The 21,591-nt window shown below is 37.7% G+C and carries 9 protein-coding genes; 7 read left to right on the top strand and 2 right to left on the bottom strand.

The window, feature by feature from the left end:
• The first annotated feature begins 6 nt into the window (after positions 1–6).
• The 5 genes from Cop2CBH44_RS13655 to Cop2CBH44_RS13675 are packed head-to-tail and all read left to right on the top strand — an operon-like array spanning position 7 to position 10,613.
• Positions 7–1,746, top strand: a complete 1,740-nt coding sequence (locus Cop2CBH44_RS13655; protein WP_021931887.1) for a RagB/SusD family nutrient uptake outer membrane protein — start codon at positions 7–9, stop codon at positions 1,744–1,746.
• Between the two features lie 35 nt (positions 1,747–1,781).
• Positions 1,782–4,601: a SusC/RagA family TonB-linked outer membrane protein gene (locus Cop2CBH44_RS13660; protein WP_055097647.1), complete on the top strand. Its 2,820-nt coding sequence runs from the start codon at positions 1,782–1,784 to the stop codon at positions 4,599–4,601.
• Positions 4,602–4,617: 16 nt separating this feature from the next.
• Complete coding sequence (locus tag Cop2CBH44_RS13665; protein WP_021931885.1) at positions 4,618–6,366, top strand: RagB/SusD family nutrient uptake outer membrane protein; 1,749 nt, start codon at positions 4,618–4,620, stop codon at positions 6,364–6,366.
• A 28-nt stretch (positions 6,367–6,394) separates the two neighbouring features.
• Positions 6,395–7,729, top strand: a complete 1,335-nt coding sequence (locus tag Cop2CBH44_RS13670; RefSeq protein WP_055097653.1) for a DUF5013 domain-containing protein — start codon at positions 6,395–6,397, stop codon at positions 7,727–7,729.
• 13 nt (positions 7,730–7,742) lie between these two features.
• Positions 7,743–10,613 (top strand): glycosyl hydrolase, encoded by a 2,871-nt coding sequence (locus Cop2CBH44_RS13675; RefSeq protein WP_246469128.1) that lies wholly within the window; start codon positions 7,743–7,745, stop codon positions 10,611–10,613.
• Positions 10,614–10,905: 292 nt separating this feature from the next.
• On the opposite strand, the gene Cop2CBH44_RS13680 is transcribed toward Cop2CBH44_RS13675, so the two are convergent.
• Both Cop2CBH44_RS13680 and Cop2CBH44_RS13685 read right to left on the bottom strand, forming a co-directional pair.
• Positions 10,906–12,453, bottom strand: coding sequence for a sulfatase family protein (locus Cop2CBH44_RS13680; RefSeq protein ID WP_200755027.1), 1,548 nt, complete (start codon positions 12,451–12,453; stop codon positions 10,906–10,908).
• A gap of 186 nt (positions 12,454–12,639) precedes the next feature.
• Positions 12,640–14,907 carry a glycoside hydrolase family 3 N-terminal domain-containing protein gene (locus tag Cop2CBH44_RS13685; protein ID WP_200755028.1) on the bottom strand — a complete coding sequence of 756 codons (2,268 nt, stop codon included), beginning with the start codon at positions 14,905–14,907 and terminating at the stop codon, positions 12,640–12,642.
• Positions 14,908–15,423: 516 nt separating this feature from the next.
• Between Cop2CBH44_RS13685 and Cop2CBH44_RS13690 the strand changes: the two genes are divergently transcribed.
• A complete protein-coding gene (locus Cop2CBH44_RS13690; RefSeq protein ID WP_021931879.1) occupies positions 15,424–18,207 on the top strand; it encodes a helix-turn-helix and ligand-binding sensor domain-containing protein in 2,784 nt (927 codons plus the stop codon).
• A gap of 310 nt (positions 18,208–18,517) precedes the next feature.
• The gene (locus Cop2CBH44_RS13695; RefSeq protein ID WP_200755029.1) at positions 18,518–21,580 is read left to right on the top strand and encodes a SusC/RagA family TonB-linked outer membrane protein; all 3,063 of its coding nucleotides are present in this window, start codon (positions 18,518–18,520) and stop codon (positions 21,578–21,580) included.
• The last annotated feature ends 11 nt before the right edge of the window (positions 21,581–21,591 follow it).

Raw genomic sequence — 21,591 nt, forward strand, 5'->3', positions numbered from 1 at the left:
ACTAAGATGAAAAATTTGTCATATAAAATCACAGTCGTATTTTTAAGTATACTGTTAAGTTCGATAAGTTTGTCGTGTGATGATTATCTGGAAAAACCTCCCGGAGTAGATGTGACAGAAGACACTATTTTTTCTTCTCCTGTCCAAGTAGACTATTTTGTTGCGGGAACTTATTTTATGGGAGTAAAGAGTGATTTTCCTTATTGGAATGATCATGATAGAAGTGATATTGGTTGGGGTGCGGCAACTGATGAAGCCGAGATAACTCAGGGGTGGTATTGGTGCCAGGCCCCATGGAATGCAGGTGGAATGAGTCCGAGTAATACTGGTGACCTTCGTTTTACAACTCATTGGAAAGCAATTCGTAGAGCAAATACCATCATAGAGCGTATCGATAATGCTCCATTCGATGATCCTGCTTTTAAAAGAAGGGTCAAAGGTGAAGGCTATTGTATCAGAGCTCTTAATTATTTTGAATTATTACGTAAATACGGTGGTGTACCTATTCTTCGAGAAAGAGTGGATATAGGAGGTAACCTTAAAATTCCAAGAAGTACGGTAAAAGAAGTCGTTCAGTTTATTTTGGATGATTGTAAAGAAGCCATATCTCTTTTGCCGAAACCGAATGAGTTGAGTACTTCGGAAAGGGGACGTCTGACTAACTTGGCGGCAATGTGTTTGAAAGCCAGAACTTTATTATATGCTGCAAGTCCGACATTCAATACAGCCAAACCGTATTTGAATTTTGGTGCCAATAATGACCTGATTATTTTAGGTGATTATGATAAAGAGAGATGGAAAGAGGCAGCCGATGCGGCGAAGGATGTTCTCGATGAGGCTGCTAGAACAGGAGTAAAACTTGTAAAAAACAAGAAAGATGATGCTACGGGAGAAGATATATCGTATTTATATATTTGGGATCAGCCAGACAATGAAGAAGTGATACTTGCTGACCAGTGTCGGGGTAAAGTGGGTACAGGACATTTCCCATGGAATGGTCAAATACCGAGTGTCGTTGGTGGTTCAGGTGGAGGCCTATGTATGACATTCAATTTTGTTATGAAATATGAGACGAAGAATGGTACACCTCAGACTTGGAATATGGATGGTGGTGATGATTTGATGGCGAAATACGAAGAATTGGATCCCCGTTTCAGACAGACAGCAACTTATCACGGTCGGCCTTGGAATACGACGGATAATCTCTCGATGGATTTGTCTGAGACCGGTAATGACAAATGTATAACTGGGCAGTATATGCATAAGCCGGTACCTTTGGCTGTTAGTCGGCGAGACAATGTACGGGTAGAGCCTAAAGGGTGTATTTTCAGGTTGGCAGAATTTTATTTGAGTTATGCCGAGGCCTTGAATGAGTATTATGATGTTCCACCAGAAGAGGCATACGATGCTGTTGATGAGATTAGAGGACGGGTAGGTATGCCTAAGTTGCCTCGTAATTTATCCCAAAGTGAATTCCGGGAAAGGGTTCGGAACGAGAGAGCTATCGAATTATGCATGGAAGGCCACCGGTTGTATGATACAAGACGTTGGGAAATATGCGAACAAGATGGTGTTATGAGAGGAAATATGTATGGTATTAAAATTTATAAAATTGACGGCTCTAAAGAATGCCGTTATGAACCATATGTTTTTGAAGTGAGGACATTTACTAAAAAAATGTACAGACACCCGTTTTCTACTGGAGAAATGGATAAAGGATATTTGATACAAAATCCGGGATATTGATGTAAGTGCGTTTCTTAAACTTTTAAATAAATATTATGAATTCAATATTTAAATATATAACGAGTTTTGTTTTCCTCGCCATTCCTGTATCTATGTCAGCGGCAGGGGACAGCTTGTCTGTAAAAACTCATATCGGGTATGATGTGCAGGACGAATACAAAGTAAGTAGTGCTATCTCTTCGGTTCGGGGAGATGAATTGTCAAAATCATTTACACCGAACCTGCTTAACTCCTTGGCCGGCAGATTGCCGGGGCTTACTGTAGGACAAGGTTCGGATGAGCCCGGTGTTATTGATAATAGTCTGTTTATAAGAGGTATGGGTACATTTCAGGGATTGAAGGAGCCTTTGATTGTTATCGATGGTTTTGTAACTCAATATACCGATGCTGATGGGTATCTGCGGACGTTATTGTCTCAACTGATGCCAGAGGAGATAGAATCTGTTACACTGTTAAAGGATGCTTCGGCAACCGCAATTTACGGATTGAGAGGTGCCAATGGTGTTTTGTTGATAAATACGAAAAGAGGGACAAATTCTCCTTTGAAGATTAATTTCACAGCTCAGGTCGGGTTTCAGCAGCCTACGAAAATGCCGAAATTTTTGAACTCGTATGATTATGCTAATTTGTATAATGAAGCTTATGGATATGTAAATGGAGGTGCCCAGTATTATGGACCAGAAGCTTTGGATGCTTATAAAAATGGCACTGATAAGTATTTGTATCCGGATGTAGACTGGTATGATGAGACATTGAGGAAAACAGCCGAAATGTATAAAGTCGGGCTGAATTTTCAAGGTGGGAATGATGTTGTGAAATATTTTGTACTATTGAACTATTTAGGCAATTCCGGACTTATGAAACGGACAGAGGACTTATCTGATAAAACTAGTAATCAACGTTATAACCGTTATAATGTCCGCTCCAATATGGATGTGAATATCTCTAAGAATCTTTCAGCACATATTACATTAGGTATAGCAATAGAGGATAAGATAACTCCGGGAGGAACGGGTGCCGGTAAAAATACAGATGACCTCTTTAACCGGATACAATCTTTACCTCCTAACTCTTTCCCTGTTCGAAATCCGAATAATTCGTGGGGTGGTAGCAGTAACTGGTCGAATCCATTAGCGAATATTGCTGAGCGGGGGTATTGGAGACAGAACTCAAGGAATATAAATTCTGCATTGAAACTGACGGAGAAATTAGATATGTTGCTTCCCGGGTTGAGTATTTCCGGTGCGATAGCATTCAACAGTTATTATTTGGGATATTCTAACCGTTATGCCAATTATGAATATTATGCATTGACGGGTAAAGATGCAGAAGGGAAATATCAGTATTCGGAACCATTTGGTAAAAAAGAGTCGTTGACGATTGATGACTCGTTATCTGACCAGTGGAGAAATACGACACTCCAGGGCTCTTTGAACTATAGCGGTTCATTTGATGTACACGATATCGATGCTTTACTGATGTATTCTTATGAAAATGAAGCGTATGGAAAACAACAACCGTTTGTCCATGTAGGTATGGGGGCTCGATTTACATATACATATGCCAAGAAATATATAGGGGAATTCTCTATGGGATTACAGGCAACAGAAACTTTTGCTAAAGGGCATCGTGCAGGATTTTTCCCAGCAGGTTCTGTAGGCTGGATCATTTCGGAAGAAGATTTTTTGAAGAAAAACGATGTCGTTAAATTTTTGAAACTTCGGGCATCTTATGGGTTGACCGGAAACGATAAACTCAATGGTGATACTCGCTTTATGTATGACCAAGAATATGGGGAGAAAGATGGGTATAATATCGGGACATCGAATAGTTATTTATATGGTCTTCGTCAATTGAGATTGGCCAATCCGGACATTACTTGGGAGAAAGATAAGAAATTCAATGTTGGAGTTGAAGCAAACTTATGGGGAAAATTGAATTTGACTTTTGATTATTTCTATAATCGCCGTACAGATATATTGTGCTTGCCCAGTCGTACGATACCTTCTTATATAGGAGCTGAGTTGCCTTATCTGAATATTGGAAAGACCAAGAATCAAGGGGTTGAGGCTTCTGTGATGTATAGTGACCATGTAGGAAAAGATTTTAACTATTATGTAAAAGCAGATGTCTGGACAGCTAAAAATAAGATATTGTATATGTCTGAAGAGATTAAAGCAGAAAATAATAGCCATTTGTACAAGACAGGACATCGTATAGACCAGCCTTATTATCTGGAAGCTTTGGGATATTATACACAAGCAGATATTGATAATCCGGACGTTGCAAAACCGACTTGGAAAGATGTGCTTCCCGGTGATTTGAAGTATAAAGATTGGAATGGGGATGGAGTTATTGATAATAACGATAGTTATCCTTTCGGCTATACCGAAACTCCGGAAATTACATTGGGATTGAATTTAGGCTTTACTTATAAAAACTTTGATTTTTCGGCGTTTTTTCATGCAGCTTTGAATAGAACGGTATATCTGGATGCAAGTTATTATAAGGCGTTTCAGAATAATGGTCCTATCTCTGAGTATGCTTTGGGGAGATGGACTTCGGAAGAAACTGCACATATGGCGACCTATCCTCGATTGACTCTTACGAATGAGCAGAATAATTATAGAACATCTACTTTCTGGATGTGTAATGGTAATTTTTTGAAGTTGAGAGATGTAGAGCTTGGATACAGTTTCAAAAATATTATTCCGGCAGCAAAAGCCGATTTGAGAATTTTTGTGAATGGAACCAATCTGTTTGCAATAGATGCAGTTAAAGGATACGATTCGGAACGGATTGGAGGGTATCCGGCAGTAAGAACGATTAGTTTGGGAGCAAATATTCAGTTTTGATTAATACAGTAGTAAAATGAAAAATACGATAAAAATACATAGCATAGCTTTGGTATTGGTGGCTTCTTTGTTTGGCTCATGTTCAGATTTGGACAGAGAATATCCTACAACGTTGACCGAAGAAGCCATTGCTACGGAATATGGTAATCTGCAAAAACAAGTTATTCATCTGTATACCGGGATGCGGGATGGACATTTCTTGATAGATAATGCCATGATGGCTTCGTTGAGTGATGAGGCCGAATATACATTACAAGGTAATGCTCAGACTTTTAATTCCGGTTCGTGGAACCAGTATGTCAATCCTGATGATGTATGGTCGCATTATTATTCCTATATTCGAAGAGTGAATACGTATTTGGAGTCATCGGAAAAATTTGAAGTCAATCTGGACGCTTATAAACTTGATCCGAGTGAGAATGCCCAAGAAATATATAAAACGAGGTTGGCTGATATTACAAATTGGAAAAAAGAGGCTCGTTTTTTAAGAGCATACTATCATTTTGAGTTGATAAAACGATATGGTGGTATACCTATTATGACTACGGCTCTATCGTTAGATACTGATTTTGAGAAAATCCAGAGAAATTCGTTGCAAGAATGTGTCGATTTTGTAGTGAATGAGTGTACGGTTTTAGGAGGTGAAGGCCCAAACGGAGAAGAAGATGCTTTACCTATAGTATATAATAACGATAATTTGGGCAGAGTAACAAGAGGTGCTGCTCTAGCCTTAAAGAGCCGTTTATTATTGTATGCTGCCAGTGATTTATGGAATACTGAATCTTGGGCGCAAGGGTATTCTCATCCGGAATTGATTGTTTTGAACAAGAAAGACCGTAAAGAACGGTGGGCTGAAGCTGCGGCAGCAGCTAAAGCGGTTATAGATTTGTCAGCACAAGCCGGATATGAACTAATGTCCCGATATACGGATTTAGGTAAGGTGTACCAAAGTCCTGAGTTGATATTGGTGCGCCGTATAAATGGAAATACCAATACGTTTGAGAAACTCAATTTTCCGGCTGGTTTTCCGAATGGAGAAGGACGCGTTACTCCATCTCAGAATTTAGTAGATGCTTATGAAATGACTGATGGGAGTAAATTTGACTGGAATAATCCTGAACACGCTGCCAATCCGTATGCCAATCGGGATCCTCGTCTGGCTTTGACAGTATATATGAACGGAGCTTCATTTCAGAATACGACTATAGAAACTTTTGAAGGTGGAGCGCACAAAAATATCAAAAACGGAACTTTGACAGGGTATTATTTGAGAAAGTTTGTGGATTCGAACATCAATCTGGTTACGAATGGGACAAGCAACCATCCTTGGGTGATATTCCGAATATCAGAAATTTATTTGAATTATGCCGAAGCCTTGAATGAATCAGATCCGGGTAATCCAGATATTCTGATTTATGCAAATAAGGCAAGAGAGCGTAGTGATGTTAAAATGACTCCTATAACTGATGCCAGTCAAGATGTGCTTCGGGAGAGAATACGGAATGAAAGACGTGTTGAGCTTGCTTTTGAAGATCATCGTTTGTGGGATACTCGGAGATGGATGACTGCGACAACAGATCTTAATTCAGATTTGGAAGGAGTAGAAATACAAAAGAATGAAAGTGATGGTACATTTACTTATAGGAAAATTTCTGTGGAAAAACGTGTCTTCACTCCCAAAATGTATTTCTATCCAATACCAGGATCTGTTATTTTGAATGAACAGGTCATGGCTGCTGGTTGGGCTCAGAACCCGCTTTGGTAATCATCTTAACGAATAAAATAATAAATGTATGAAAAAGATAATATATAAAGCTCTATCCGTATTGACGGTGTCGATACTATTATATGCTTGTGAATACCGTGAAGTTTATGATGCCGGGTCAGAATATCCGAATGATAAAGTATATATTGCTGGAGTATATGAGACTCTTATTTATAAAGTTGATCAGATTATAGAATCACCGAATGAGCCGTTCCGATATAAAATAGATGCGGAAAATAATAAGCTCCTTATACCAATAGGCATATATAGAGGATCTGTGTGGAGCAAAGGTAATGTTGTGGTGGAATTGGGTGTAGACAATGATACTATACCGGGACTGATCGAGTCGGAAGAATTGGTAGATGAAGATGGAAGTATTCCGGAAATATTACCTGAAGGTAAATATCAACTGGATACTCAAGTGAATATAGCTAAAGGAGAAGATCTCGGAATGTCCAATTTAGCGATAGATATCCCTTTCTTATTATCTAATTTAGATAAGCGCTATGCTTTAGGAGTGAAGATCCTAAGCTCGAATGTCGATATCAATGAAAGTAAGAGTCTTATTGTTTTGGATATTAAGGCCGGACTTATAGAAGCTCAACCGGATTTTACGTTTGAAGTCGATGAAAAAGATCCCTTGAAAATACATATTTCAAATACTTCTGTATTTTGTTTGAATTATGAATGGGATTTCGGGGATGGCTCTGAGATTGTAACGGAACAGGATCCTAAAGAGCATGTATTTCCTGGAGTAGGGATTTATAACGTGAAGTTGACTTCGAAAGGGACACGCGGAAATTTGGTCACTGTAACAAAAGTTATACATATATGGGAAGACATTACAGATGAGTACATAAAGAATAGTGGAGCTCCTTTTGTTAAGGCTGGTTTGGTTTCAGGTCGTGTCGATTGTTTGAAAGATTGGAGTTGTACGGAAAATGTCAAGTCTACTTATAATTCGTCAAAGAAAATCTATGTAGGAGGATATCAAGGTGATAATGGAGGTGTTATGGACTTCTATGCAAATAAGGCTACCGGAGGAGCATTGACCAATGCGAAGATATATCAGTCTGTAGATTTGCCTGCCGGAACCTTTAATGCAGGGTTCATTCCATTTAGATTTGATGGAAAGAGTGATGGTTATCTTGTTGTAACCAAGGGTTCCGAATTGCCGGATATTGAAAATATGATGACCGACCCGGATGTGCTTGCTTATTTGCATTGGGATGAAACGACACCTTTGACAAAGCAGGGTGTAGAGTTTAACTTAGCCTCTGCTGGAACTGTAACTATCGGTTTTGTAGTTTCGAATGAAGAGGGTGCTCGGGTGAAGATAAAATCGGTTTCTTTGGAAAAATAAATAATACGTTGAAATGATGAAAAACCATAAAATCTATTTTCGACTATTTTTCATGCTCATTTTATCTCTTTGTGTTTCTTTTGAGTCATTTGGAATAGAAGAAACTGGAGAGATAAAATGGCCGGAGATAAAGAAGGAGACAAAACCTTGGACCCGATGGTGGATACAAGGGAGTGCCGTTACCAAGAAAGATATAACTGCTGCCTTGGAGGCTTATCAGAAAGCCGGATTAGGAGGCGTTGAGATAACTCCTATATATGGAGTTAAAGGTAAAGAGGATCGATTTATCGATTATTTGTCTCCAAAATGGATGGAGATGTTGGTATATACCCTGAACGAGGCTAAACGCCTCGGGATGGGAGTAGACTTGGCAAATACGTCTGGCTGGCCGTTTGGAGGGCCATGGGTAGATGATGAGATTGCTTGTAAAAATATGCGGTCTAAAACATTCAAGTTGCAGGGAGGACAACAATTATCCGAGAAAATTGAATATATCGAGAAGCCTCTTGCTTATACACAGAATTGGTTGAAAGTAAATATTGAGGATGTCAAATATCCAGTTACAGCGAATGAGGATTTGCAAAAAATCCCGTACGCTCAAATTTGGTATAAGAGAAGTTTGCCTTTGATTGTTGTTACAGCCAATAAGTTGGTGAAAGGACAAAAAAAAATTGCAGAAACAATAGACTTGACCGATAAAGTGAAAGATGGTTTCTTGGAATGGACGGCTCCTCCGGGAGAATGGCTGGTCTGTGCCCTTTTTCAAGGATATCATGGTAAAATGGTTGAACGGGCCGGACCGGGCGGAGAGGGGAATGTGATAGATCATTTTTCGGAACTGGCGATAAAAAGATATTTGAAAAAGTTCGATGACGCATTTAAAGGCTATGATACAAGTTATTTAAGATATTATTTTAATGACTCGTATGAGGTTGATGATGCCGTAGAAAGTGCCAACTGGACACCGGAGCTTTTTGTTGAATTCCAAAAAATATGCGGATATGACTTGAAACAGTATATTCCTGCATTGTTAGGTTTGGCCGATGAGGAGACCAATTGCCGGGTATTACATGATTATCGCGCTGTTATTTCTGAGTTAATGCTGGAAAGATTTACGAAAAACTGGCAGTCTTGGGCAGAAAAACAGGGGAAAGGCATCCGTAACCAGGCTCATGGATCTCCGGCGAATGCTTTGGATTTGTATGCTGCCAGTGATGTACCTGAAACAGAAGGAAGTACGATTTCTGATATAAAAAGTGCTCCGTCTACAGCTCATCTTACAGGAAAGAATTTGGCTTCGGCAGAATCGTGTACTCTTTTAAATGAGCATTTTCAGTCGAGATTATCTGATGTGAAGGCAGCAAATGATAAATTTTTATTAGGTGGAGTAAACCACATTTTCTATCATGGTACCGATTTCTCACCACAGGATGCTCCTTGGCCGGGATGGTTGTTCTATGCGGCAGTACATTTTACTCCGGCAAATAGTTTTTGGGACGATTTTGGAGCTATCAATCGTTATGTTGCCCGAGCTCAAAGTTTTTTACAAGCCGGGAAGCCTTCTAATGATATATTGCTTTATTATGGCATATCAGACCTTTGGTCTACTCCGGGAAAGGAAATGTTTCATTATTTCCATACTTTTAAGACGGTTTCAATGGATGAGTGTGGGCGTTATCTCCTTTCTAAAGGGTATTCATGGGATGCTGTATCAGATAAATTATTGCAGAATGTGAAGGTCAAAAAGGACAAGTTGACTGCAGGTAGAAATACATATAAAACGATAATTGTTCCGAAAATGAAATATATGCCGGTAGAGACTTTTGAGAAGTTGATAAATTTATCAAAAGCCGGTGCTACAGTGTCGTTTTATGGAAATCTTCCGTCGGATATACCCGGACTGGCACACTTAAAGCAAGATAGAAAGAAACTGGAGTCTTTGAAAAAGAGATTGCATTTTACAGATGAGGGAGATATTCGTATTTGTCGATATGGTAAAGGAAGGATTATAGTTTTCAATGCTTTACCGGATTTGCTGGAACAGTCAGAAGTAAAGCCTGAAAGTTTATATAGTCAAGGGTTACAATGTATCCGTCGGTTGAAGGATGACGGCAATTTTTATTATTTTGTGTTTAATCCTTCAAAAACTAAGTTTTCCGGATGGGTTAATTTGAATGCAGACTATCGTACATGTGCATTGTATAATCCTATGACAGGTAAGGATGGTTATGCCAGAACAAGAGTAAATAATGGAAAAACAGATATTTGGATGGAGTTGAACCCAAATGAGTCGATGATTGTAGAAACATTTCAGAAGACTTATTCCGGAAATTTGTATCCGTATTATAAGCCGATAGGAGAGAGTCTTGTTTTATCTGATAATTGGAATATTACTTTTGTCAAAGGAGGACCTGTTTTACCTGAGAAGAAAACAGTTTCAGAGTTAAAGTCTTGGACTGAATATGGAGAGGACTATGCTTACTTCTCGGGTACTGCAGAATATGAAACCCGTTTGCCTCTCTTGTCTGAAAAGACGGATGCATGGAGGCTTCAGTTGGATAATGTATATGAAAGTGCTGCGGTATATATAAATGACACTTACCTGGGTACTCTTTTTGAAGCTCCCTATACAATTGATATACCGACACATTTATTAAATGGCAATGATGTATTGAAGATAAGAGTATCCAACCTGATGGCTAACCGTATAGCGTATATGGACAAAAAAGGCTTGGAATGGAAAATATTCTATAATCTAAATATCGATTCGAAAGGCCGGATGAATGTCGGTGAAGATGGAAGGTTTAGTGCTAAAAATTGGGATCCGAGACCATCTGGAATTTCAGGAAATGTGACCGTTACTCCAATGGTTTTGATAGAATAAAAAAAGAATTTTAAGATTCAAGGAGTGTGCTCATCTACAGCATATCCCTTGAATCTTGAATATAAAGTTCAATAAGTTAATGTTACTTCTTCGGAGTACGAATTAAATAGAAGTACCAGATTCAAAATGATAATTGTAATTAAAAGATATGGAAAGAGACATCTTTTGTTCAAAACGAAATTTGATATGATCTTTTTATGATTAATGAAGGTGTACCACAACAAAATTAACTTTTTTTTGATTTTGTTGTGGTACACCTTTGTTTTTATGTATTTTATATCTGAAGTGTGTATTATCTACATAATTCTTCAGGAACTTGATATGTTTGTTGCAATTTTTTTAATTCGGTCTTTAATTTGTAAGTTATTTTTTCAGTGCCGGGTTTCCCGAATATATTATTCATTTCATGAGGGTCTGTTTTCAAATCATATAATTCCCAGTTATTATCTTTGTAAAAATGTATTAGTTTGTATCTCTTCCCTTTGATGCCATAGTGTGCCCTGACACTATGAAATCCTGGAAATTCATAATAATGGTAATATAAATATTTACGCCAATTCTTTACTTTTTTTCCTTCTAACAAAGGTTTGAATGAGATACCTTGCATATCTGCTGGAATTTCAATGCCGCAAAGGTCCAAAAATGTTGGGGCAAAATCTATATTTTGTGTGAGCTGGTTTATTTTTGTTCCGGGTCTTATGATACTCGGGCACGCCATGACCATAGGCATTGCCATTGATTCTTCATACATGAAACGTTTGTCGAACCAGCCATGCTCTCCCAAGTAGAATCCTTGATCCGAAGTATATACTACCAGCGTGTTTTCATCCAGTCCGTTTTCTTTCAGATATTCGAGTATTTCGCCTACACTGTCATCTACCGACTTTACTACAGCGAGATAGTCTTGTAAATAACGTTGATATTTCCATTCAGCGATTTCTTTTTCATTTTTGGGAGATGCATAAAAATCATTGTTTCGTTTGCGATATGCTTCGAAAAAACGATTTTTTTCGTCTGGAGTCATCCGGTTCATAAATGCTTGTGGCCATGGGTCATATAAAAGTGTGTCGCTGTTTGTTCCTGTTACCATTTTCAGGTCATGCCCTTCGTACATATCTCGGTATATATTCATTTTTTGTTTCGATGCGGCAATGCGTCCGGTATAGTCATCATAATAGTTTTCTGGAAGAGGGAATTTTATATTTTCGTACAAATGATAATATTTTTCGGCAGGAACCCAGTTTCGGTGTACAGCTTTATGGTGCATCATTAGGAAAAAAGGTTTGTTTTTATCTCGGGAATCGAGCCATTTTTTTGTTATATCGGTAATGATATCGGTTACGTATCCTTTATATTGAACCGTATCTTTCTCTGTAATGAAGTCGGGATTGTTGTATTCTCCCTGATCATTTAAAACAATCCAGTAATCAAAACCGGTTGGCTTCGATACCAGATGCCATTTACCGATTATAGCAGTTTGATAACCATTTTTTTGTAATATTTTAGGTAAAGTTTGTTGAGTATTATCGAAGCCTTTGGCCCAGTTTTTCATAAATCCGTTTTTATGGCTGTGTTTACCTGTGATAATAGCGGCGCGACTTGGACCTGAAATAGAATTGCAGCAGTAATTATTATTAAAAATAGCACCGTCATGAGCGATTTTATCAATGTTAGGAGTAGGTGCCAACTTTGATACAGGATTGCCGTAAGCGCTGATTGCCTGTATGGCATGATCATCGCTCATGATGAATATTATATTCATCGGTTTGTCTTCTTTGGAATATGCGCTTTGTATTAGAAATAGAGGTAGGGAATAAATGATTTTATTTATGTTTTTCATAATTATGGCATAATTTTATAGTTATGGTATATTTTAGAAAGAAAAGGACAAATGTCCTTCTTTGATTATTGTATAACTAATAATCAAAGAATAAAAATATGAATGTCTGGGCATTGACTGATTGTATCACATTTCCTGTTTCTGGCCGGTTCGAGGTAGAAACAGAAAATGCAAATATAGAACTATCTATTCGACTAAAGAGAATTTAAGTTCTTGGACGTTTTCCGAATCATTACCCACAAAGACTTTATATTCTCCAGGTTCTGTTCCCCATGTATTGTCGAGGCGTAAAAAGCCCAGATCTTTTTCCCGGATAATAAAATCGGCAGTAACAGATTCTCCTTTTTTTATGTTGAGTTTTTGGAAACCTTTTAGCTCTTTTATCGGGCGGGTTACAGATGCTGTGACATCCTGAATATATAATTGTACAATTTCTTCACCATCGTAATTTCCTGTATTGGTAATTGTTACCGAAACTTTTAATTCTCCGTTTTTAGTTAGGATTCCTGAACTTATAGATGGTTTCGAGTATTGAAATGTAGTGTAACTCAGTCCGTATCCGAATGGATATAAAGGAGAATTTTCTACATCCAGATATGACGATCTGTAATCCATTTTAGGATTGTCTTCAGGAAGGGGACGGCCTGTATTCTTACGGTTATAATAAATGGGTAATTGTCCAGCATTTCTGGGAAACGACATAGTAAGTTTGGCCGATGGATTATAATCTCCTACTATGACATCGGCTATTGAATGTCCGGCCATGGTTCCGAGATACCATGCCTCCATAATAGCATCTATATTTTTATCTTCCCAGGATAAGTCAAGTGGACGTCCGTTCATTAATACTAAACCTATGGGTTTCCCTGTTTTTTTGAGTTCTTTTAGTAACTTTTGTTGTGATCCGGGCAATTTTATATTACTTCTCGAAGCTGCTTCACCCGACCAATTGTAATCTTCTCCCATTGCTGCTATTATTATATCGGCTTTACGGGCAATATTTATGGCTTCGGCGAATCCTTCTGTACCAGGTTCTTTCAGATCGCATCCTTCGGCATATAAAAATTTGATGTTAGTATTTTTATATTTTTCGGTAAGGCCGTCGAATAAGGATGCACTTTCATTTTTATTTCCACGTGCCGACCATTCCCCGTTCATACTTGTTCTGTTTTTCACCATCGGACCTATCAGGGCAACTGTTAACTGGCGGTCTTTAGTGATAGGGAAAAACTGATTATTATTTTTCAGTAAAACGATTGAGCGATTTCCAATTTCCCGGGCTGCCTGTAAAAATTCGGGTTTTAGAATCGTCTCTTTTTCGCGTTTTTCGTCGAGATATCTATATGGGTCATCGAACAGCCCCAATATGAATTTCATTTCAAGTATACGTCTGACTGCATTGTCGATTGTATTTTCCGATACTTTACCTTCTTCTACTAAAGTTTTTAGATTATGCAGATATACACCTCCTGTCATATCCATATCTACACCTGCATTTACGGCCAATTCTGCCGCTTGCTCTTCGTCTTGGGCAACACCGTGGGGAACCAGTTCGTTAATGGCTGTATAATCGGTTACTACAAATCCATTAAACTGCCACTCATCCTTTAATACATCCCGAAAAAGATATTTGCTGGCAGTGCAAGGAATGCCACTTATTTCGTTGAATGCGGTCATAAATGTTGCTACACCGGCATCCTTTGCCGCTTTGAACGGAGGAAAATAAACTTCTCTCAACGTTCGGTCTGAGACATCTACTGTGTTATAATCTCTGCCCGATTCTGCCGCTCCATAGGCGCAAAAATGTTTAGCACAGGCAAGAATCGTATTTGTGTTGTATAAATCTTTCCAATGATTACCTTGAAATCCCTTCACCTTGGCTTCGGCAATAAGAGCTCCCAGATAGGTATCTTCTCCGGCCCCCTCCATCACACGTCCCCATCGAGCATCCCGTACAATGTCTATCATCGGGGCGAAAGTCCAGGCTATTCCGGCAGCTGAAGCCTCTTCGGCTGCTATGGCTGCACTTTTCTTTATCTGATACAAATCCCATGAACAAGATTCGGCCAGAGGTATCGGAAAAATAGTTTTAAAACCATGTACAACGTCATAACCGAATAATACTGGTATTTTCAGCCGTGATTCGGCTAATGCTTGTTCTTGCAATTTGCGGATGCCTTCCACCGTTACGGCATTGAATATACTTCCTATCAATCCTTTTTTTAGATAAGGTTCTATATCTTCGTTGACGATTGGACCTGTAATATCTCCGTGGCTTGAGAATTGGGTCATTTGTCCTATTTTTTCTTCTAATGTCATAAGAGACAAAACGGAGTCTACTTTATGCTCTATCGTTTTATCCCCGCTATAGCTGTGCCATTCTGATTTTGACGTAGTACATCCCGAACCTGCAATACTTAATATTAGTACACTTATTAAGATTTTTCTTTTCATAATATCTATTAATCTTTGCTGTTATTTTTTGCAATACAAACATACCGTTTATATGGAGGTTCTTCAAAAAAAAGACTACGTTAATATTATCACATTTAGCGCCCTTTAAATTATAGTACTCTATTTTAGTACTACATATATTTTTATTTTGTTGAATATTAATAATATATAGGGCGTTTGTTTTTAAAGTATAGTTGCAGATTTAAAAATAAGAATTAATATATTCTTTCAGTTTTGCCGGTAAAAAATATATTAAATATATAAATATTGTATCGTTTTCCTTTTACATCATTTTAGTTTTCAACTTCAAAATGGCAAAAGAATTAAAAATTAATATTTACTTTGTTGTGTAAATACAATATTAGCGGGGATTAGTGTTGTCCGATATACCTGATAGAAATCTTTATTAACGTTGAATTCATTTTTTTTATTAGTAAGACTATGAGACCATATTTACGATTCTATTTTTGTATCTTTATTTTATATATTCCTGTTTTTTTAAGTGCTCAGATTAATATGCCGTTTCTGGAAAATTTTTCTCGGGATGTTTATCATGGCGGTACACAAAATTGGGCGGTAGCACAAGGTCATGACGGAATAATGTATTTTGCGAATAACGATGGTTTACTTACATTCGACGGAAAAAAATGGAAATCGTATAAATTGCCTTCCGGTATTCGTTTGCGGGCTTTATATGTTAATGATGACGGTCGCATATATTCCGGAGGTTTCGAAGAGTTTGGTTATTGGGAAAAAGATGATAGGGGTAATTTGATTTATTATTCTTTATCGAAACAGTTTAACGATTTTGAGTTGAGAAACGATGAGGTATGGAGCATCGCTAAATTGAAGGGGACTATTTATTTTCAGACATTTTCATCTTATTTTTCTTATGATGGAAAGAATGTTAAAGGTGAGAAACTGGGGTTTACTCCTTTATCTTTTAAAGAGGCTTCGGATTGCATATATGTTAATGTGGCCAGAGAGGGATTGTATGCATTCAATGGTTCTAATTTTAAATTGGTATTGCCTGTGCAACAGGTAGGTAACAGTGACATTACAGCGATACTCCCTTTGGAAAATGAAGATTTGATTTTGTGTACCGGTTCTGCAGGTATGTTTTATTATAATCATAGTACATGTATTCCTTGGGCTGCAGCTTATTCCTCGGAATTAAGCCGGGCCGTAATCAATCGTGCGACGATGACTTCCGATTCTATTTATATAATAGGAACGATTCATGATGGAGTTTATGCATTTGATAAACATCAGCAGTTAGCGTGGAAGATAGGGAAAGATCAAGGTCTTCAGAACAGTACTGTTTTAGGTTTGTGTATCGATTCCTTTAATAATGTTTGGGTAGGGTTGGATAATGGCATTTCCCTTATTCTTCAGAGCCTACCTTTCCGTTTTTCATCTAAAAATCTCGATAAGGTAGGGTCTGTTTATTCAGTTCGTTATGTTGAACCATACTTATATTTAGGAACCAATCAAGGTTTGTATAAATATGATCCAGAGAAAGACGATTACGCGTATTTTTTCCCCGAGATAAGCGGGCAGGTTTGGGATATTGCTAATTTGGGGAATCAGTTGATTATCGGTTATAATGACGGGGCTTTTCGTATTAAAGGAAATGAAGTAACACGATTGGCAAGTATTAATGGAGGTGCTTGTGTTCGTCAGTTTCGGCATAATGGTGCTGAATATCTGATACAGGGTACATATACACATTTAGTTGTTTATAAAAAAAATAGGGCAGGCGATTGGGAACTAGCCCATGTTATACAGGAGTTTGTTAATCCTGTGCGGCAAATGGAAATCGATCATTGTAATAATATTTGGGCCAGTCATGTAGAAAAAGGATTATTTAAAGTCAAGTTAGATAATAATTTAGAAAAAGCTCAGGAGATAAAACTGTACAGGTCGTTATCCGAAGACCGGCCTCAGGAGAAAATATACGTATCGAAAATTGGTGGAAGAATTATATTCGGTAACGGGATACAATTATATACATATGACGATCTTACAGATTCTATTATATCATTCGATAAGTTGAATGAGCAATTGGGCGAATTTAAAAGTTTACATAAAATTATACCGGTAAATGATAATCGATATTGGCTGGTAAATAATAACATGTTTGCTTTGGTTACTTTTGTAGATAATAAATTGACTTTTCTGCGTAAAATACCGTTTTCTTACTTGAACAACAAATTGGTAAATGAGTTTGAGAATGTAACCGAGATAGCAAAAGATATCTATATATTCTGTTTAGAAAACTCCGTTTGTCTGTATAGATATGAACATGGAGCGGATGAGAATAGAGCGAAAGGTAAAACTTTCTTTAATTCTGTGCAGGTTTCGTCTCCGGGGAAAAATACGGTTTATTTACCTGTTAATTCTGTCAATAGAACTAAGTTGGAGTATGATAAAGACAATACATTGACATTCGATGTCGCTTTTCCGGATTATTGTCATAAAGATTATTATATTAAGTATCGGATGGATGGTCTGGGTGAAAACTGGACTAAAACCGTGAATAATTTGCCGATAAAATATTCCCGTTTACCATACGGAAAGTACACCTTTGAAGCCGATATATATTCTGCCAGTGATGAATTACTTGACAAAATATCTTATCCGGTAACTATAAATCCGCCATTTTATTTGTCGTATTGGGCTTTTGCTTTTTATGTTTTACTCTTTATTGGTCTTATTATCGGGGTAAAATGGTATATAAGCCATACGATAAAACGGAATCGGCAAAAAATAGAACAGGAACAGGAACGATTGCGTAGAGAAGAACTGGAACGTCAAGAAAAAAATATTATTCAGTTGAAGAGCGAGAAATTGGAGGCTGAATTGACCCATAAAAGTAAAGAATTGGCGAGTTCTACAATGCTTATTATTAATAAGAATAAAGTGCTCCAGGTTTTGAAAGATGAGTTGACAGCCCAGAAAGAAGCATTGGGCACCCAGTATCCAAATAAATATTATAATAAATTGGTTCATATTATCGATGAAAATATAGGGTCTGATAATGATTGGGAAGTATTTCAAACTAATTTTGACCGTATTCATGAAGGTTTTTTCCGGAAATTAAAGGCTACTTATCCCGATTTGACAGCGAACGATTTAAAGCTATGTGCATTTTTGCGGCTGAATTTGTCGACAAAAGATATAGCCCATTTAATGAATATATCGGTTCGTGGAGTAGAGATGGGACGTTATAGGGTACGGAAGAAATTAAATATTTCTTCTGAAGAAAATTTGGTAGAATTTATGATAGAATTTAAATAGAAAAGATATTAAAAAAGAATTTAAATAAGAAAAAGGGCAAGTTTGTTTTATAAAATAGGTTTGTTTTCGATATATTCCTTTCGTTGGTACTCTTTGTTTTGTAGATTAGAATTTAGAAAATGTATTTTGTTATTAAATTAATTATTAGATTATTATACGTGTATTAAATAGTATTGTCGTACCAAAATGAATTCATTTTTTTTATATTTTTTCAAATGAAGTAGTATCGTTGAGTGCCAAAATTTGTGAACCCGATTTGCCCCCTATACATTTGCCTTCGTTAATCTAAATAATAACAAATTTAATATTTATGAAAAAGTTCTTTTTAGCCTCATTATGTTTATTTATTGCCATACATTATACATATGCGCAGAATAAGATTACCGTATCGGGGAAAGTCTTTGACAAAGATTTAGGACAGGTTGTTATCGGTGCGAATATATTGGAGAAAGGGACCGATAATGGAACGGTTACGAATGTCGATGGTATGTATAGTATATCAGTATCTTCTGGAGCCACATTGGTTTTTTCTTATGTCGGTATGCAGACTCAAGAGGTAAAAGTAAACGGACGCCAAACGATCGATGTCGTTTTAACAGCCGATGCAAAAACATTAGACGACGTGGTTGTTATCGGGTACGGTACGATACGTAAACGTGACCTTACCGGTTCTATTGTGTCAGTGAAGGGAGATGAAATTAAATCTAACCCATCTATATCTCCTTTGTCTGCATTGCAGGGAAAAGTTCCCGGAATGGATGTAATAACTCAGGGTAATGCAGGAGCTTCTCCTAAAATCACAATTCGAGGTATTGGCTCTATGGCTAATTCTAACCCTTATTATATTGTGGATGGTATGTTTACCGATAATATCGATTTTGTAAATACGAGCGATATTGCCTCAGTAGAAGTATTGAAGGATGCTTCTTCTTTGGCAATGTTCGGAGTAAAAGGAGCAAACGGTATTATTATCATTACTACCAAACGAGGTCAGGAGGGTAAGGTAACTTTTAATGTAGATAGTTATACCGGTTTTCAGACGATTATGCCTGGAGATAAACTGAAATTGGCCGATGGGAATCAGTTTACTGAGTGGTATAGAGAGTTGTTGACAAACTCGAAGCAAGATATTTTGGATGATGATCCGGATGCTATTATTGATGCGTCTAAATACTCTTTTAATCCCCAAGTTCCCGGTGTCGGTACGAATTGGGTCGATCAGGTTACTCGTTCGGCTTTGATAACGAGTCAATCGATCAGTGCATCTACCGCAAGTGAAAAAAGCCATTCATTTTTTAGTTTAAGTTATTTTAAACAGGATGGAGTCGTAAAATATGATAATTATGAACGGTATACTGCCCGGTTCAATACCGATTATAAATTTAATAATTGGGCTAAGTTAGGAGGAAACGTTGCGTTGAGCTATTGGGGTAAAGATACCGGCCTGAAAGGATATGGTGATTTGCTGACTCAGGCAGTACATGCAATGCCTACGTATGCACCGAAAGATAATGACGGTAATTGGATGATGCCCGATCGTGTTGTTCAGGGCCAGATTAATAATCCGGTGGCTACGATGGAGATAGGCAGTCATAATAATAAATCTTGGGGATATAGAATTTTAGGTAATGCGTTTTTAGACATAGTTCTTTTCAAAAAGTTGACATATCATGGAAGTGCCTATGTCGATTTAGGGATGAATCAGAATAAAGTATTCAAAGAGAAATTTTTCCTTGACTCGATGCATAAACAAGAAGCAACGGCAATGAACCGGGACCAGACGGAGTACCGTACTTTCCAACAGGAACATACTTTAACTTGGGATGATGTGATAGGGGACCACCGCTTTAATGTTATGTTGGGTTTCACTTCTAATTATGTTGCTTCTGAAGGTTTTTCTGCTGGTCGTGATTCTATAAATGTCGCTGGTAATATGGATTATGTACCTGAAGAATTACAGATGCTGGGTATGGGCATAAAGTCGACGGCGACGAACGGTGATTCGTTCTCGGAAGAATCGCAGTTATCTTATTTCGGGCGTGTCAATTATTCATATAAAGACCGATATATCATTGCTGCTACGTTAAGACGAGATGGTTCTTCCAAATTTCTGAAAAAAAATCGTTGGGGTACATTTCCTTCGGTAGGTTTAGGATGGGTAATCAGTGAAGAAGATTTCATACGGGATAATACGAGTAAAATCGATTTCTTGAAATTGAAAGGTAGCTGGGGGCGTTTAGGAAATGACCGAGCCAGCGGGAGATATGATTATTATCGGTTCGTCGACCCCAATGGATCGTATGCCGTATTTGGAAATTCGATTATAACCATACCGACGCTGACTTCTATGGCTGACTTAAATTTGACATGGGAGAAGATGGAAGGTACTGAAGTGGGACTGGAAGGTAGTTTCTTGAATCAACGGTTGTCAGGAGAGTTTACGTTTTTTAATCGTAAAACACGCGATTTTTTAACACAGGTGCCGGTCCCCGCATCGATTGGTTCAGGTTATATGATTACAAATGCAGGAAGTATGCGTAACAGAGGCATCGAACTTTCGTTGAATTATTCCGATGTAGCTGGTAATTTAAGATATACTATCGGTGGTAATTTTACGTACACGCAAAATAAAGTATTGTCGTTAGGAAGCGGAGGATCCGATAAATTCAGCGGTCCATGTATAACCCGTGTGGGTGAGACAATTGCTTCGTTTTATGGCTACAAGACGGATGGAATTTTCCAGAATCAGGCTGAAATAGATAACTATGTAAATGATAAAGGAGTAAAATATCAGCCGGATGCTAAGCCGGGTGATTTTAAATGGAAAGATGTAGATGGAAACGGAGTCATTGATGATAATGACCGTACTATATTAGGATCTTATTTTGCCCCCTTTTCGTTTGGTGTAAATGTTAAGCTTGAATATAAAGGTTTTGATTTAGGGGTCGATATAACAGGAGTTGCAGGAAATGAAATTTATAATTCCAAGAAAGCACCTTATGACTATAACCAGTTCAATTTTATGGAATGTTGGGAAAATCGTTGGCATGGAGAAGGTACATCGAATAAATATCCGATTCTTTCGAATATGCGTCCCGATAATATGAGAGCCTCCGATTTCTTCGTCGAAAATGGGTCGTACGTCAGATTGAGGAATGTGCAGTTGGGCTATACGTTTCCGAAGGCATGGATGCACAAAATATATTTGAATAGTCTTAGAATATATGCAAGTGCTCAGAATTTACTGACATTGACGGCATTTGACGGATGGACTCCCGAGATAGGTGGGTCACCTTTGGAATCAGGTGTAGACAGTGGTTCTCTGTATCCGCTGCCGGCAACAATAACTTTTGGCTTAAATCTTACTTTCTAATCGAAACTTAA

The sequence above is a fragment of the Coprobacter secundus subsp. similis genome, from assembly GCF_015097275.1.
Lineage (GTDB): Bacteria > Bacteroidota > Bacteroidia > Bacteroidales > Coprobacteraceae > Coprobacter > Coprobacter secundus.

What these genes read in the sequence shown, in the direction of transcription:
- Cop2CBH44_RS13655 (WP_021931887.1), top strand. Translation starts at nt 7, where the DNA reads ATGAAAAATTTGTCATATAAAATCACAGTCGTATTTTTAAGTATACTG.
- Cop2CBH44_RS13660 (WP_055097647.1), top strand. Translation starts at nt 1,782, where the DNA reads ATGAATTCAATATTTAAATATATAACGAGTTTTGTTTTCCTCGCCATT.
- Cop2CBH44_RS13665 (WP_021931885.1), top strand. Translation starts at nt 4,618, where the DNA reads ATGAAAAATACGATAAAAATACATAGCATAGCTTTGGTATTGGTGGCT.
- Cop2CBH44_RS13670 (WP_055097653.1), top strand. Translation starts at nt 6,395, where the DNA reads ATGAAAAAGATAATATATAAAGCTCTATCCGTATTGACGGTGTCGATA.
- Cop2CBH44_RS13675 (WP_246469128.1), top strand. Translation starts at nt 7,743, where the DNA reads ATGATGAAAAACCATAAAATCTATTTTCGACTATTTTTCATGCTCATT.
- Cop2CBH44_RS13680 (WP_200755027.1), bottom strand. Translation starts at nt 12,453, where the DNA reads ATGAAAAACATAAATAAAATCATTTATTCCCTACCTCTATTTCTAATA.
- Cop2CBH44_RS13685 (WP_200755028.1), bottom strand. Translation starts at nt 14,907, where the DNA reads ATGAAAAGAAAAATCTTAATAAGTGTACTAATATTAAGTATTGCAGGT.
- Cop2CBH44_RS13690 (WP_021931879.1), top strand. Translation starts at nt 15,424, where the DNA reads ATGCCGTTTCTGGAAAATTTTTCTCGGGATGTTTATCATGGCGGTACA.
- Cop2CBH44_RS13695 (WP_200755029.1), top strand. Translation starts at nt 18,518, where the DNA reads ATGAAAAAGTTCTTTTTAGCCTCATTATGTTTATTTATTGCCATACAT.